The 16,492-nt window shown below is 39.8% G+C and carries 13 protein-coding genes and 1 tRNA gene; all 14 read right to left on the bottom strand.

Annotated elements, in window-relative coordinates; genetic code table 11:
- Positions 1 to 5 precede the first annotated feature (5 nt).
- The 14 genes from AN34_RS06565 to AN34_RS06500 all read right to left on the bottom strand — a co-directional run bounded on the left by AN34_RS06565 (position 6) and on the right by AN34_RS06500 (position 16,321).
- A complete protein-coding gene (locus tag AN34_RS06565) occupies positions 6 to 2,258 on the bottom strand; it encodes an SbcC/MukB-like Walker B domain-containing protein (protein ID WP_029283498.1) in 2,253 nt (750 codons plus the stop codon).
- Positions 2,259 to 3,740 carry an AAA family ATPase gene (locus AN34_RS06560; protein ID WP_029283495.1) on the bottom strand — a complete coding sequence of 494 codons (1,482 nt, stop codon included), beginning with the start codon at positions 3,738 to 3,740 and terminating at the stop codon, positions 2,259 to 2,261. It lies immediately after the preceding gene.
- 1 nt (position 3,741) lies between these two features.
- Positions 3,742 to 4,977: an exonuclease SbcCD subunit D C-terminal domain-containing protein gene (locus tag AN34_RS06555; RefSeq protein WP_029283494.1), complete on the bottom strand. Its 1,236-nt coding sequence runs from the start codon at positions 4,975 to 4,977 to the stop codon at positions 3,742 to 3,744.
- A gap of 744 nt (positions 4,978 to 5,721) precedes the next feature.
- Positions 5,722 to 5,801, bottom strand: a tRNA-Leu gene (locus AN34_RS06550).
- 80 nt (positions 5,802 to 5,881) lie between these two features.
- Positions 5,882 to 6,187 (bottom strand): DUF3817 domain-containing protein, encoded by a 306-nt coding sequence (locus tag AN34_RS06545; RefSeq protein ID WP_029283491.1) that lies wholly within the window; start codon positions 6,185 to 6,187, stop codon positions 5,882 to 5,884.
- A gap of 927 nt (positions 6,188 to 7,114) precedes the next feature.
- A complete protein-coding gene (hscB, locus tag AN34_RS06540; RefSeq protein ID WP_029283489.1) occupies positions 7,115 to 7,651 on the bottom strand; it encodes a Fe-S protein assembly co-chaperone HscB in 537 nt (178 codons plus the stop codon).
- A 76-nt stretch (positions 7,652 to 7,727) separates the two neighbouring features.
- Complete coding sequence (gene rseP / locus AN34_RS06535; protein WP_029283487.1) at positions 7,728 to 9,116, bottom strand: RIP metalloprotease RseP; 1,389 nt, start codon at positions 9,114 to 9,116, stop codon at positions 7,728 to 7,730.
- A gap of 28 nt (positions 9,117 to 9,144) precedes the next feature.
- Positions 9,145 to 10,305, bottom strand: a complete 1,161-nt coding sequence (locus tag AN34_RS06530) for a 1-deoxy-D-xylulose-5-phosphate reductoisomerase (protein WP_029283486.1) — start codon at positions 10,303 to 10,305, stop codon at positions 9,145 to 9,147.
- A 159-nt stretch (positions 10,306 to 10,464) separates the two neighbouring features.
- On the bottom strand, positions 10,465 to 11,964 hold the full coding sequence (locus tag AN34_RS06525) for a GH3 auxin-responsive promoter family protein (protein ID WP_029283483.1): 1,500 nt from the start codon (positions 11,962 to 11,964) through the stop codon (positions 10,465 to 10,467).
- A gap of 39 nt (positions 11,965 to 12,003) precedes the next feature.
- Entirely contained in the window at positions 12,004 to 12,831 is an 828-nt protein-coding gene (locus AN34_RS06520; protein ID WP_029283481.1) for a hypothetical protein, read from the bottom strand.
- Positions 12,832 to 12,966: 135 nt separating this feature from the next.
- Positions 12,967 to 13,935 (bottom strand): glycosyltransferase family 2 protein, encoded by a 969-nt coding sequence (locus tag AN34_RS06515; protein WP_029283479.1) that lies wholly within the window; start codon positions 13,933 to 13,935, stop codon positions 12,967 to 12,969.
- 66 nt (positions 13,936 to 14,001) lie between these two features.
- Complete coding sequence (locus AN34_RS06510; RefSeq protein ID WP_029283477.1) at positions 14,002 to 14,952, bottom strand: glycosyltransferase family 2 protein; 951 nt, start codon at positions 14,950 to 14,952, stop codon at positions 14,002 to 14,004.
- Positions 14,953 to 15,066: 114 nt separating this feature from the next.
- The gene (locus AN34_RS06505) at positions 15,067 to 15,636 is read right to left on the bottom strand and encodes a DUF4199 domain-containing protein (protein ID WP_029283475.1); all 570 of its coding nucleotides are present in this window, start codon (positions 15,634 to 15,636) and stop codon (positions 15,067 to 15,069) included.
- Positions 15,637 to 15,652: 16 nt separating this feature from the next.
- Complete coding sequence (locus AN34_RS06500; protein WP_029283473.1) at positions 15,653 to 16,321, bottom strand: hypothetical protein; 669 nt, start codon at positions 16,319 to 16,321, stop codon at positions 15,653 to 15,655.
- Between the last annotated feature and the right edge of the window lie 171 nt (positions 16,322 to 16,492).

Below are 16,492 nucleotides of genomic sequence, written 5' to 3'. Positions count from 1 at the left end.
ATATTTTAACCCCCCATCACCTCCACCTTACTCCTCCCGCTCTGCTGCTTACTCACCTTAATCTGCACCGGGATCCGTTCCGTCATTTCCTGTACGTGTGAGATCACGCCCACTTTACGGCCCTGGTTGTGCAGGCGTTCGAGGGCATCCATAGCGATATTAAGAGTGGTGGGATCCAGCGAGCCGAAACCTTCATCAATAAATAAAGATTCTACTTTCATGCGGCTGGACGACAGCGAGGCCAAACCCAAGGCCAGGGCCAGCGACACCAGAAAAGATTCTCCGCCCGAAAGCGAGTAAACCGTACGCACTTCATCGCCCATGTCCTGATCTACCACCTGGAGACCCAATGATGCAGGAATGCGTTCGATCCGGTAGCGGTTGGTCAAGCCCTGCAAATGGATATTGGCATAACCGAGCAGCACATCCAGCGTATATTCCTGGGCAATCTGGCGGAATTTCTTCCCATCGGCCGAACCAATAATCTCGTTGAGTTTGGCCCAGTTTTCAGTACTGGTGGCCTGTACCGAAATGCACTTCAAGAGATCGCCTATTTTATTCTTGTTGGTTTCGTCCTGTTGCAGGCGGAAACTGTTTTCTCCTTTTTTATGCTTCTTTTCTTCCACTTCCGACCGGGCATTCGCCTGCAAGGTCATCAGTTCTTCAAGTGCTGTTTCCGACTTACTGTTTTCCTGATGACGGTCCAGAGCCTGTTTCCGTTCAGTCAGAATGCTATTGGCTTTGGTCAGTTCCTCGTCAATGGCCTGCAATGCCATCCGTTCATTTTCGATCCAGTCATTTCCTAAAGCCAATAAGCGGTAAAGGTTGTCCAGGTTTAGGGATTGACCATTCTTTTGGTTATAATCGTTAAGCCAGTCCTGCATTTGCCCGGAAGTTTTCCGTATGGCCGCCTCCAATGTGGTTAGGGCATTCGTGAGTTCCTGCTGCTGGGTCAGAACTTTGGTATGTTCGATGGCCAGCTCTTGCTGCCTGGCTTTCACCTGTTCTACATCCGCCTGTGCCTGGGTAACTGCCTGTTTGAGTTGACGTTCCATTTCATCGGCTGGCAAGCCTTCAAAGAGCGCTTTACGTTGTTGAACCAGATTCAGATACAATTGCTGTTGCGTCAGGTAGATTTCTGCTTTCCTGCCGGCTTCCGTTTCCATACTTTCGGCCTGGTTTTCAAGTTCTTTCAGTGTAGCTTCAAGTGCCGCTTTTCCCTGGGTATGAACTTCCAGTTTTTCGGTATATTCTTTCCATTTACGGGCAAAGTGGGTGATGCTTTCCACAAATGTTTTGGGGTCTTCTTTCCACTTGTCTATCCAGCCGGATGCTGTAAAATAAGGCGTAAGAAGCTGTTCAATTTCACCCAGATGGACGGTGGTGAGTTCCTTTTCGCGTTTAGCCTGGCTTTGCTGCTCGTCATAAAGCGACAAGCTGTTTTGAAGATCTTTGAGTTGTCCGGAAAGCGCATCGGTATTTTCTTTGAGCTGATCGATCCCTGTTTTAGCGGTTTCAAGTTCCTGCTTTTGCTCCGCATAGACTTTTAATTGGGCAGATAAATTGGCTTGTCTCTCTTTTAAAGTTTCTAATTGCGCTGCGATCCAGTCTGCTTTTTCAGTATCGGCGATGTCATGGCTATTTTTAGCAATGTCAAAGTGCGCCCAGGTCTGCCTTTGTTTGGTTAAGGCTGATGCTTTAGACGCTATTTCTTCATTTCGACGCCGGATGTTTTCTTTGAGGGTTATATATTCCTGTTCCATGGCATCATGACGGCTGTGGAGGCTCAGATGATGTTGTGTTTTCTCCTGACAAGCTCTTTCCAGTTGGGCCAATACTTTTTCCAGTTGCGGATTTTGAATGACATAAGGATGATGGGTGCTGCCACATACCGGGCAGGGTTTATCTTCTACCAAGGCTTCCCTTAACGTTTCTACATTTTCTGCCGATGCCAGACGGGCCTGTTGCAGGAGTTGATCTGCCGTATCGCTTTCCGCTTTTGCCAAAGGGATTTCCTGCTTCAGCTGCTGTAAAATTGCTTGTTTGGCCTGATGGTCGGCCTGGTCCTGCACTTGTTTCTGCCCTAGGTTTTTCCACTCCGTTTGTGCATAATGCAAGAGCTGCCATTGTGCCTGTGCCCTGATGCTTTCTTCTATTTTTTGGTCGGTGTCGGTTTTATCAATGGTTAAAGTGTCAACCGGAATGGAACGTAACGCTTCGAACTTTACTTCATAAGTTTTTCGTGTATCGTCCAGCAATTAAAGCTGTTGTTTCCAGGTATCCTCAAGAGCTTTATGCTGTACTTCGACCTTCCCGATTTTATCTTTTACATCAACTAATTTTGCTGAAGAAGCTTTTAAGTTCTCTAACAGTTTTTGCGCGTCTTCAAGTTTGGTGAGGATGAGGTCTTTTTGTTCCGCAACCATTTTGCGGTGAGCCTGTTCACTTTGCCACTGCGTAATACTTTCAATCTGTGAAACCAGGTTGGTAAAGATTTGCTTTTTCTCTTTTAAAGCATCCTGATGCTGCCGGTTCTGTACAGTTGCTTTTTCAGTATCTGCTTTCAGCCCGTCCAACTGTTCTTTTTTCTCTCCCAGCAAGGTATCCAGTTTGCGGGCTTGTTCCAGTAATGGCAGTGCATCGGCCAGTTTCTGGCTTTGAAGGGAAAGCTGATGTTCAACCTGTTGAAGCTGCGTTTCTAGCGTTTCCTTTTGTTGTTGTAAAGAAGTGAGGGTTTCCGTTACGGTTGCCAAAGCAGTTGTTTTAGCGGTATGTTGTTCATTTAACTGCGCTAAAGCATCTGCCCAGCTTCGGGTTTGTTGCGCGTGTTCAACCATACGCAGGTGCTGGCTTCTTGACAAGGCAGAATTTTTGTTTTCAGATGCCAGCTGTAAAGTCTGGATTGCTTCATCGTAGCTTTCCCGGTATTTGGCCAGCTGCTCGTGCCAGCTGATTCCTGCATTTAACCTTTCCATTTCTTTGTCCAGATCTGTGATCTGCTTTTCCAGAAGCGCCTGATCTGCGGTTAAGGCTTGCAGTTCTTCATCGCTCAGGGTGATGATGCCTTCTTTACGGATATGGAGATCGCGCAGCTGTGATTCTTCTGCTTTATATTTTTCAAAGATCTTCCGGGAGATTTCAGAATAGATATGGGTTCCCGTCAGTTTTTCAAGCAGGGAAGATTTCTCATCCCGATTGGCTTTCATAAAAGCGGTAAAGTCGCCTTGCGCCAGTAATACCGACCGGGTAAATTGTTCGAAATTCAAGCCGACCAATCTTGCGATTTCACTATATGTTTCTGCTTTTCTTCCCGGAAGATCAACCAGATTAGAGATGCTTTTTAAAGTCACTGCATCCGACTGCATGCTTCCGTCAGCGCGGTTCCTGGCCCGTCGTACGCTCCAGGTGGCCCGGTAATTTTGTCCGTCGATTCCCCTGAAATCCACCTCTGCAAATCCGTCTGCCGTGCCGTCGCGAAGGATACCGCGTACATCTCCCTGGCTCAGCGTGCTGCCCTGCACGTCTTTAATCTCTATACCTGTTTCCCTCGCTTGCAGATATCGTGGTGTTTTACCATATAAGGCCAGGCATAAAGCATCCAGTATGGTCGATTTTCCGGCGCCGGTAGCGCCGGTGATGGCAAAAATACCTGCCGAACATAAGGGTTCTGCCGTAAAATCAATTTCGGTGGTGCCTTCCAGAGAAGCTAAATTTTTGATGCGTATGGCTAATATCTTCATGTTATCCGGCGGTTTGGTTTACTTCCTCTGCAACCTGTTGAAATAACTGCATGATTTCTGGTGGTACTTCGCTTTGGAACCTGGATTGGTAGACTTTACCGAAAACATCAATCGGCTGCAGTTCATTCAGCTTTTCAGCGGTAATGAGTTCCTGTGTTTCTTTGGCAGAAGTTGGATACTGCGCATCAATTTTGGCCAGCCGTACAGGTTTACCGGCCAGGGCGGTTTCTATTTTATGCCGTAAAGCGGGCTCGGGTCCATCAAGTAACACACGAACCTGCAGATAGGGCAGGTTTTCCGGGTTGGAATCGGCTACTGGTAATTGTTCCAAAAGGGAAATGACTTCATGCAAGGGCTGATGCTGTTGTGGAATTCTTTGCAAGGGTACAGCTACCGGAATCTCAATCGCTTTCAGATCGCTGATTTCCTGATCAAGGTCAAAAACAATGACCTGATGTTTGTAATGAATTTCGGAAAAAGACATCGGCAAGGGACTGCCGGAATAATGGATATGTTCTTTTCCACCAATTTTTTGTGCTTTGTGGATGTGTCCCAAAGCCACATATTTGATGTCGGGATGAAAAGCTGTAGCTGAAATGCATTCCACACCGCCCATGATCAGCCGTTCGGTCTTATCCAGATCAGTGATCTCTGCCTGCTGGGTATGCAAATGTCCCATAGCAATGATGGGTTGATTTTCCGCGTTATGTTGTTGAGCATAATCAAAAGCCCCTTGATATAAAGCCGCAACGCCTTCGGTATAAGGATTGGCGCAGTCGGCAATGGCCGGATAGTCGCCCATACGCAGGAAAGGAATGGCCAGGCACCAGGCTTTAATGTTCCCGGAAGCATCGTGTATTTTAACCAGCAGTTTTTCGTAATCGATATTTCCCCCGGCATCTTTCTCTACCAGGCCGATGATGTGAACATTAGAAGATTCCAGTAAAGGTTTGGGTGCTTCCAAACGTGCCGCCGAATCATGGTTGCCGGCCGTAATGATAATTTGCAGACCAGGCAGTGCAGTTGTTGCCTCATTTAGGAAACGGTAGAACATCCGGACCGAGACTGCCGACGGGTTGGAACTATCGAAGATGTCACCACTGATCAACAGCACATCGATTTTTTCAGCGACCAAGGTTTTCACCAGCCAATTCAGAAATTGCTGATGTTCGTAGCTGCGGTCATATTCGTGAAACAGCTGACCAATGTGCCAGTCTGCAGTATGTAGAAATTTCATAAAAGGGATTTTAATACGCTCAATATTTATCCTATAAAACTTATAGCATAAAAGAGTACATAGCCAATATTAGCCCATGCAAATCACGCAATGCTTTAGTAAAGCTGCTTATCGAATTAAATTAGGAACTTGTCTATTTGGTTTTTTCATGATGAGGCGTTATTAGTTGATGCAATTTAATAATTAATTTAAAATCAGAAATAAATTTCCCAAATATTTATATACCTGTATAAATTCTTCCAGCAATACTAAAATATCAGATCGAAATTAAGCTAAACAAATGACATAAAGGTAAGGGAAACCGTAAGGTTTAGCCGTTTATTTTAATAAGGGACATTGACTCAAGATTCATTCGCAGACTGTTCCAACCTTCAATAACGTAGTCCCTAATGGCTTATTAACATAATCGGCAATGATAAAAAGTCATTGGCGAAGTTTCCGATGACGATTTCAGACACATCAGATCAAAAATAAAATCTGCCAGATATATTGCACCAGCAGTTAAAAAAATATTTGGCATATTTCTTTAGTAAGTAATCAAAAGCAATCCCTTAAAAATCATTATTATTTCTCCATCAAAAATCTATAGAAAAATGAATAGAATAGATTCACTTGGAGATTCTAGTTTTTCTGATAACCGGATGATCAAAACTCCTGGAAAAAAATCCCTTGAAAAAGGCTTAAATTATATTAATCGATAAAAGTCATAAAAAAACCGGAATCGAAGTATTCGATTCCGGTTAGTACCCGGAGCCGGAGTCGAACCGGCACGGTTTCCCACAGGTGTTTGAGACCAGCGCGTCTACCAATTCCGCCATCCGGGCATGTATTGGACGGGGTTGCAAATGTAGATATCCGAAACCTAAATCACAACATTATTTTAAAATAATTTATAACTACTTTATTAAATGCCACTTGCAGATTCCGCACGCTCATCTTTCAACTTTCTGTCTACAACAAATGGTGCAAAAGGTAGTAATGAAGCCAGGAAGATCAGCACCGCTTTCCCAAATTTCCATTTCTGTTCTTGCCAGGCCATGATTAAGGTAGCTGCATACATCACAAATAGCAATCCATGTGCCCATCCAGTGTATTTTACATATAAAGGCAAGTGAGCCCAGTATTTTAATGGCATGGCTACAAATAACAAAAGCAAATAGGAAATCCCTTCTGCCACAGCAACTTTTCGAAAAATGGATAGTGAACTCATGAATCTGATTTTTTTTCGAAAATAGGGTAAAACAGCTATTTCAACGAATACTAAAAAATGATTTGACAATCAAGTGTTGTTGTACAACAGCTAAAATAGGAAATGAAACACAACCTATTGCTATACAAACTTGAAGTAAGGGTTCCAATTTCAAAGAATACTCCACACAAAACTATTGCCGATGTTTTTTGATATAGGTAAGGTTTGTAAAAGACGCATAAAGCGCTTTGGATAATTGGCACTGCAAATGTGCAGCATTTATTAACACTGCTAGATACAATATTAATTCTGAAAATTACCATGCTCCTCGGCAAAAAGCGAGTAAGAATCTTTAACAAATTAATGGTGTCCACATGATAGCCCTTTGAAGAGGAATCGCGATCGTAATTTTCCTCTTTCAGAGAGGTGGTTGCAGACCGGGGTGTTAAGAAACGGAGAGATCTTGAAAATCAGGTTTATTGATCAATCTAATTTACGATTCCAAAGGTTGCTCCAAAGGAAATGAACAGGCTTTCGAAGCAATTAAACCACCCCGCCTGTAGCTTCTGTAAATATTTTCAAAGCCTTTCCCTTTCAGTGGAAAGGTGCCGATAGGCGGATAGGATTTTAACAAATAGGGTACCCTATTTAAATAACATGGTAAGGCATATCATTAATCGAACGCCCATGTTATAGAAAATAATTTAATTATTCTCCCTATATTTAAAGTAGTGTTAAATCGCTGAAAAGACAAATCAATTTCTTCACCCCGCCTCCATTCCACCTTTACTCCACCTTTAATCCGCCTTCTAGCCACACTTACATTGTACATAACTTAAGTCTGCCTGTAGATTTAAATAATGATAACGGCTAATATCATCTATCTAGCAATATATTAATTACTCGTATTAAATGAATTTAGAAATATGATTTCGTACCCCCACTTGATCACTTTGATAAGCGTTCACGAATTCTTGCGGTGTATTTTTGACGGTAAAATATATCCTTTATAGCAGGTAAGAACTTTTCTGAATCATCCGGATGACGATCAAATGCCTCAATCAAATGATTTAATTCATCTTCCAGCTGTTTTTCAATAAGATCAATATCTTTTTCAACCTCAGCCAATTTCGCTGCATCAGGTTCAAATTCAAGGTCCATTAAAGCCTCATTCACATCCATCATTTCCATCAGGAAAGATTGCGGTAATTGGTAACCTTCATCCGTTTCTACAATCCCCTTCAGCTCAAGCACATATTTTAATCGCTTTTTAGCATGACTAAGCGTTTGATAAGCTTTATTATTCAAAGTAGATAATTCCAGTACCTCCTGCTGCTTTTCATCGCTCTCATTAGCATAAAAGTCTGGATGAAACTGCTTACTTAAAGCATAGAACTTCGCTTTTACAGCATTTTGATCTGGATTAAATTGAACCGGTAATTCGTAAAACTCGAAATAATTAGGTTGCTGTGTGTTTTCGCTCATGATAGGTATAAATAAAAAAAGCCGCAGCTGTTCAGATTATAATCTATCCAGCTGCGGCAATAATATAAATTTGGTTTTACTTCCCGAAAGATTTTAAGATATCATTACCAAAAGCAAACACCATCAGGCAAATTAAAATCACGAAACCTACAATTTGCGCTTTCTCCAATACTTTTTCACTTACAGGCTTGCGTTGCACCATCTCAATTAATAAGAACACCACATGGCCACCATCTAAGCCTGGAATAGGCAATAAATTCATAAAAGCCAAAGCCATGGAAATTAAGCCGGTTAAAGTCCAGAATTTTACCCAATCAAAAGTGCTTCCATAAACTTTTGCAATACCAATCGGACTGCTGATATTCCTCGCACTCAATTTACCAGTGATCATTTTTCCAATTCCTTTTGCATTATCTACAAAAGTACTCCAGGCCATACCCGCTCCCACCGGAAGCGATTCTGCAAAGCCGAAATCAACATGAGCAGTTTCCGGTGCTTTTAAATTTGGAGCAATCCCGATGGTACCATCAGCACCCACTTTTAAATTGAAATTAACTGGTTTTCCCTGGCGCAATGCCTGAACAGAAATTGCCTTATTTTTATTGGATGAAACCTCATCTTTAAACTGATCGAAAAAAGTAATGGCTTTCCCATTTACTGCCAGGATGCTGTCACCAGGTTTAATGCCTGCAGCATAAGCCGGGTAAACAGGTTTTACATATTTCCTGCCAAAAATACGATCCAGGAAAGATTGCTGATCTGCTTTTTCATCTGGTGCCAATACCGTGGCTACACTGGCCATGCGGTAACGCGGACTAATAAAATTCTCCTTATCGTTTTTAGATAACTTATTTAAAATCGTATCCGGAATAGAAACATAAAGGGTTTGGCTGCCTCTTAAAATGGTAAGTTGCGCACCATCAAACAATACCTTACTCGAAATCGCATCTTCAAAACGAATTAATTTATTGCCATTAATCGCCAAAATCCGGTCTCCGTTTTTTAAGCCGATTTCCTTACCCAGCGTGCCAACTGAAATACCATCATTTAATTTTCCATTTACAGTATAGTTTTGACCAACGTTAAAGGTGAGCATCCAGAAAATAAAAATACCCACGATAACATTCACGATAATCCCGCCAAGCATCACAATTAAACGTTGCCAGGCCGGTTTAGATCTAAATTCCCAGGGTTGAGCAGGAAGAGCCATTTGCTCTGTGTCCATACTTTCATCAATCATCCCGGCAATTTTAACATAACCACCCAACGGAAGCCAACCCACACCATATTCTACATCACCTTTTTTGAAGCTGAAGAGTTTAAAACCCCAGGCATCAAAAAACAAATAAAACTTTTCTACTTTAATACCAAATGCTCTGGCTGCCAAGAAATGCCCTAATTCGTGTAATATTACCAATAAAGACAATCCGAGCAGCAGCTGCCCCGCCATAATCAATCCATTCATATGCTATACTAATATTTTATTTTAGATGTTAAATGCTACTTTTTGTTACTAATTCGCCGGCTAAGATACGGCTATGTTTGTCAGTTTCTAAATAATCAGTTAATTGTGGTTTTTCTGTGAAGCTAATTTCAGCCATACATTGCTCAATCACATCACTCATTTCCAGGAAACCAATCTTATCCTTTAAAAATGCCTCCACCACAATTTCATTGGCTGCATTTAAGATACAAGGCATATTCCCTCCCTTTCTTAAAGCTTTAAAAGCTAAATCCAGATTTCTGAACGTTCCCCTATCCGCTTGCTGAAAACTTAAATTAGGATAATCCAGAAAATTAAAACGTTTAAAATTGTTTTTTAGCCTGTCGGGATAATTTATAGCATACTGAATAGGTAATTTCATATCCGGAACCCCCATTTGTGCCTTCATAGAACCATCCGTAAATTGCACAATAGAATGAATAATGGATTGGGGATGAACAATTACGTCAATCTGATCCACATCAAGATCAAATAACCATTTGGCTTCAATCACTTCCAGCCCCTTATTCATCAAAGTAGCAGAATCAATGGTGATTTTTGCACCCATAACCCAGTTGGGATGTTTTAAAGCCTGTTCTTTTTTAATGGTAGATAAGAAATCTTTCCCCTTTCCCAGAAAAGGACCGCCGGATGCAGTAAGGTAAATCTTTTCAATCTCGTTCTGTTCCTCACCTACCAGGCACTGAAAAATGGCAGAATGCTCTGAATCAACCGGAAGAATTTTTACCTGATGTTCGGCTGCTAAGGCGGTAATGTATTCACCCGCAACCACTAATGTTTCTTTATTCGCCAAAGCGATGTTTTTACCTGCTTTAATGGCTGCTATAGTGGGTTTTAAGCCAACCGAGCCCATTAGAGCGGTAAGTACGATATCACTTTGCGGATAGCTGGCTACTTCCGATAAAGATTCCTCTCCTGCCAGTACTTTTATGTTTAAAGAAGACAATGCGTCTTTAACAGTCTGATACTGGTTTTCATCGCAAATCACCACTACTTCAGGCTTAAACTCTTTTGCTTGTTGGACCAGTAATTCCGAATTTTTTAATGCCGATAATACAGAAACCTTAAAAATCGATGGATTGTCCCGCACTACTTCAAGTGCCTGCGTACCGATGCTTCCTGTAGAACCTAATATGGTTATGTATTTCAAATCGTCTTAATATAATCATGCTTAAAATGTAATTAAGCACTTTATTTATTCATTATTATAGTTTTCGTCATTGCGAAGCTGGGCCTGAGTGAGCTGAAGCAATCTGATTTGTTCAAATGAGATTGCCGCGTCGTGCCTCCTCGCAATGACAATGAAGATCTAAACAATATATTTCTCCAACCTATCCGCCAACTTCCTGTCATTACTCAATCTAGGCACTTTATTTTGGCCACCCAACTTCCCTTCACTTTTCATGTAATTTACAAAAGCATCCTTTTGTAACCTACGTATAATTAAGGGCTGAAGGATGTTCCCCTCAATTAAATCAAAATAGTAAATATTTTTCTTTTGCAAGGCCTCATCTACTTTTTTACTGAAAGCAGCCATATCTTTTGGTGCAGTCGAAAACTCTACAAACCACTCATGATAAGGCAATACACCATCTGCCGGATTTACCTGAGGTGCTACCGTAAACTCTGTAATTTCTACCTGCTCGGCATTAGCAACACTTAATAGCGCCTGCTCCACTTCTTCACCGATTACATGTTCCCCAAATGCAGATATAAAATGCTTAATCCGCCCGGTGACCACAATTTTATAGGGGTTCTTGGAGACAAATTTTACCGTATCTCCAATACTATAACCCCATAAACCTGCATTAGTGTTCAAAACCAAAGCATAATTCACATCCAATTCTATTTCTCCCAATGATAGCCTGGTTGGGTGCTCATTATAATACTCATCTGCCGGAATAAATTCGTAAAAAATTCCTGCATCAGCCAAAAGCAGTAAACCTTTGTCATTTTGAGCATCCTGATAGGCTATAAATCCTTCTGATGCCGGATAAGTTTCAATGGAATCTATTTTACGACCAATACTTTGCTCAATTTTTGCACGATAAGGCTCAAAATTCACCCCTCCATAAATAAACAGACTAAAGTTTTTGAAAATTTCGCTTATCTTTTTCCCATTTGTTTTTTCGGTAAGCTTATCGAAATACATTTGCACCCAGGGTGGAATCCCAGAAATCAGTGTCATATCCTCATGAAGGGTTTCCTCAACAATCGCATCTACCTTCTCCTCCCAATCTTCAATAATATTGGTTTCATACGAAGGCAATCGATTCTTTTGCAAATAGGCCGGAACATGATGGGCTACTATTCCAGATAAACGCCCTACATTAATTCCATTTTTAACATTCAAAACAGGGCTCCCTTGTAGAAAAATCATTTTCCCATTTACAAAATCGGCTTTTCCTGTCTCATGAATATAGGTAAGGATAGCATTCCGGGCAGCTTTAATATGCTCCGGCATCGATTCTTTGGAAAGCGGAATGTATTTTACACCTGATGTGGTACCAGATGTTTTAGCAAAATAAAGCGGTTTGCCTTTCCAAAGTACATCTGCCTCGCCCCCTACCACACGGTCTACATAAGGTTTCAACCCCTCATAATCCTGTATGGGTACATGCTCTTTAAAATCATGATAGTCTTTGATTTCAGCAAAATGATGATCTTTACCAAAAGCTGTTTCCTTCGCTTCAAGGAGGAGGTTTTTCAGAATTTTATCTTGGGCAACAACGGCATTCTTTTTCCATTTGTTGATCTGCCATACTGCAAATGCCGCAAATGGTTTACTTAATGCTGCTTTTAATCCCATAATTAATGATTGATTTTTGGATAATTAAAATGATTTTCCTTAAACGATATTATGCAAGATATCCGGATGTTCATCTCCCTTATATTCTCCCGAAATTTTGCGGTAAGCTACTGTTAAGGCTACGCTGGATAAGGGAACAATAATAAAAGAACTTAAAATGTTAACTACAAAAGCAACAAAAGGCCAATGCAACAGATTAAAAAATAAATAAATTAAATATCCTCCACCCAAAACCAACAACAACAACAAAATTTTAGTGAAGTTTCCTTTTGTAATGGCCAGACTAAGTTTAATAGATTCAAATGGTGGTGCATTTTTATCAATAATAAAAAAAGGAAAAAATGAAATCCTTAACCAGGTGATGAATAAGGCCAGAATCGCAATCCCTACCGCAATTTGTGTAATAACTACACCTGTGGTTTGAAAACTTTCTACCCAGCCAATCTTAACGAGATAACGCAAAACCGGATCCAATACATACAAAATTGGAAAAAGGATTAATCCGATAAATAAGATACAGCCTATAAAATATAATGTGGCTACTAAAAACCTGATAATCTGTTGCCTGGTCGGGAGCGTACCAACAATAGTAACGTCTTCATCCTCATTATCAATAAGGTGAAAAATATATTTAAAAAGCGAAAGGTTGATGGTAAAGTATAACATGATGAAAATAATCACCATAAAGAAACTAAGTACCTTGCTTACATCCTTAATAAAAAAAGCCATTAAACTGGATGCGCTCGCAGTAATGAACATCAGAAAACATAGCGTAGCAATAGAAAAATAATGCTTTGTCATGATGCTCCAGGCTTTGCGGATCACATCATTAACAGCAAATGTACTTTCTTTTAGATAGTTGATCATTTTAATTTCTGATTCTTATTTTTTTGTTGAAAGGTGTTCCACTTTCCTTATCATTCCTTCAATTTCCCCTGAATATTCCCTTCCCAATCTATTTCCCAATCCCTATTCTCGCTTCTCTATTTCCTCTTCTCTATTTTATTTCCCCGAAAAAATCACTCTTTTAAATAAATCCTGTATAAAACCTAAACCATAGGCAGTTAATTGGATGAACGAAGATATAATGCTCAAAAATGCAACTTTTAAAGATTTATTTACAGACCAAGAGTGAAAAAATATCAACATAAAATATAATAACACCATGAAATCTAAAACATAAGCCAAAGGTGGATAAATAATATTCATAAGCAATGTTACCATCATACCAATTGTGGCAACTGCCGGAAAAAAATGGATCAATTTTAATTCCTTCGGAAAGTGTTTATAAATATTAATTCTCGCCCTGCCAAAAAAGTGCAATTGTTTGTAAAATTGACTGAAGCTTGTCCGGCGCTTGTGATATACTTTTGCCTCGGGGATTAAGCCGATTTTAAAACCATTTTCATGAATGCGAATGCTGTATTCAATATCTTCCCCTAACCTGGGTAAAATAAATCCACCAACCTTTTCCCATGCCTGTCGGGAAACACCCATATTAAAGCTTCGTGGATGAAACTGCCCCACATGCTTTTTGTTTCCTCTAATTCCTCCCGTGGTAAACGGGGAAGTCATGGCGTAACTGATGGCCTTTTGTACCGGGGTAAAACTTTCATGTGCCGCATCCGGACCACCATAGGCATCAAGCTGGTGTTCATACAGATAATTTTTTACGATCTCCAGATAATCTGCAGGAACCAGGATATCCGAATCAAAAATGATGAAATAATCTCCGTTAGCTCTTTCAAAAGCATAATTGCGGGCAAAACCTTGTCCCGCGTTTTCCTTATAATAATATTTAATATCAAGCCGATCGGCATAACTATCTACGATTGCTTTCGCATCATGAACAGAACCGTCTTCAATAACCAATACTTCAAACTGTAAATACGTTTGTTTGGTTAAAGTATACAAAAGCTCATCAATTTCTTGTGGACGGTTATAGAGCGGGATAATGATAGAGAAAAACATGTCTTGAAGCTGAAAGCTTAAAGACTAAAGACCAAAGCAATTTTGCTTTAAGTTTTAGTCTTAAGCTTATTTAAGTTCTTTTTCGATTAGGTATTGATTTCTTTCTGGTGCGTTTCGCGATAAAAGTTCGGCAATAAAACCAGCCAGAAACATTTGAGAACCCACCACTATAGCCACTAAAGACAGGTAAAATAGCGGTTGTTGAGTTACATCACGGTAGGCTAAACCATTCCAAATTAGATATTGCTTTTCGATTAAGGTATAAAGCGACATGATTATCCCAACAAAGAAACTCAATACACCCAATGAGCCAAAAAAGTGCATGGGGCGTTTTCCAAATTTGCCAACAAAGAAGATAGAGAGCAAATCTAAAAAGCCATTAATGAATCTGCTAAAGCCAAACTTGGTGGTGCCATATTTACGGGCCCTATGTTCTACAACTTGTTCGGAGATTTTATTAAATCCAGCCCATTTCGCAATAACCGGAATGTATCGGTGCATTTCACCATAAACCTCAATGGTTTTGATCACATCGCTACGATAGGCTTTTAAACCACAATTAAAATCATTTAATTCAATGCCACTCATTTTTCGGGTTGCGGCATTAAATAATTTTGTAGGTACGGTTTTAGTAATGGGATCGTAACGTTTCTTTTTCCAGCCAGAGATCAGATCTAACTTTTCTTCCTTAATGCGACGATATAATTCAGGAATTTCATCCGGACTGTCTTGTAAATCAGCATCCATGGTAATCACTACATCGCCCTGTGTGGCTTCAAAACCAACATTCAGCGCTGCAGATTTTCCATAATTCCTCCTGAATTTGATTCCTTTTATTGCTGGATTTTGCAACCTTAATGCTTCAATAACTTCCCAGGATTTATCGGTACTGCCATCATCAATTAAAACAATTTCATAACTGAAATTATTTTCCACCATCACCTTATCAATCCATGCCGTTAATTCTGGCAGGGACTCATCTTCATTGAATAAGGGTACTACAACTGATATATCCATTTCTAATATTTAAACCTCAAAGGTTTTAAAAACCTGTGAGGTTTGTGCAAAATAAAACGTGCAAATTTCATCAAATTAAATGATAAAACCTGCACGTTCAAAATTTTATAAAAATTAACCTTCCGTAGGGAAAGTATTAAAAACAACCGGTGGTTTCTTTTTCAAGATCGCAGCTAGAATTAATGAAATTACACCATATGATGCAATAGAAACCCCAAAACTGGTGAAAGTATTCTTAAAACTAGGCTCTAGTTTTTCCTGCATATTGCCAGCCTTTGCCATTGCTTCATCAATTTCATCATTACCTAAACCAAATTTTGCCATCATCGCTCTTTGAGCATCTTCAATAGCGGCCGCAGCTTTTGCCGGAAGATCAGGATCAATTAACTTCATCAAAATAAAATTGTAAAGTGTAGCTGTAATCGCAAGAATTAATGAAATAATTAAAAAGGCTTTAAATGCTTCTCCAAATGTCCAAAAGCCGCCAATTTCCTTACGGATGTTGATACCTGAAACCACTAAGAGCGCAATAAAAACAATAAAAATACCAATTGAGGCCATCACATTAGTGTAAACCAAAACCGGATTGATGAAATGCATGGTAAGAGAAATTACCACCGAGACAGCAGCGAGTATAAAACCATACTTAAGAGATAACTGGGAAATTTGAGCACTTTTGTCCATTGTAATGAAGTTTAATTTAGTTATTAATCGTTGTAATTAATATATAAGTAGCAGAATCGAACGATTTGTTACTGCTAAATTGAATTATTTCTTTAGTAGTAGTTGCGCTTCCCTCTACATCAAGGAAAAATGCCATAAAAGGAACAAACAATTCCTGCATTTCTTCACTGATATTTAAGGTTGGTGCAGTTTTGCAAATTTCCTCCACACTGCCTTCAGCCAATTGCTGATTACTGATCATTTCTTCATAAATTTCAAACTCATCCTGAAATTCATCATCTTCTACCAATAAAAATTCTTTGAGGAAATCACCCAATTCAGGATCAATATCTTCATCCTTACACTCTTTGATGTAAAGCAAAAGATTCAATAATTCCGTCCCCCTATCAATGGTTTCTTCTTCAATTTTTGCCCACTCATCACTTTCCAGATAGTCATCTTCCAGTTTTTGAACATCACTGCTAAAGAAATTCACCATTAGCAAATCGAAAAACACTTCACGTAATTCTTCAAATTTAGGGTGAGCATCAAAAACAGCATCAAATGCAACTACTTTATCCAAGAATTTGGTATCAAGTTCAAACGCAGCCAGTAACTCCGTTTCAAAACCTTCAACATTAATTGCTGCTACTTCAGCATATTTATTTAGTGATGCGACCAGCGCTTTTTTTACTCTATTGTCCATATTAATTAGTATCAGGTATTTAGTATCAAGTCCCACGCAAATGCCTTATTTTTTTGTTCTAATCTTATTGCTTTAGACCCCCTTAGCTTTCATCTTTAGTCTTTCTGCTTTGAGCTTTACCCCTCAGCTTTCACCTTTAGGCTTTCTGCTTTGAGCTTTACCTCTTAGCTT

The sequence above is a fragment of the Pedobacter sp. R20-19 genome (genome assembly GCF_000708265.2).
Classification (GTDB): Bacteria; Bacteroidota; Bacteroidia; order Sphingobacteriales; family Sphingobacteriaceae; genus Pedobacter.
The sequence above is the reverse complement of the archived record's forward strand: the minus strand, read 5'-3'. Positions and strand labels throughout refer to the sequence as shown.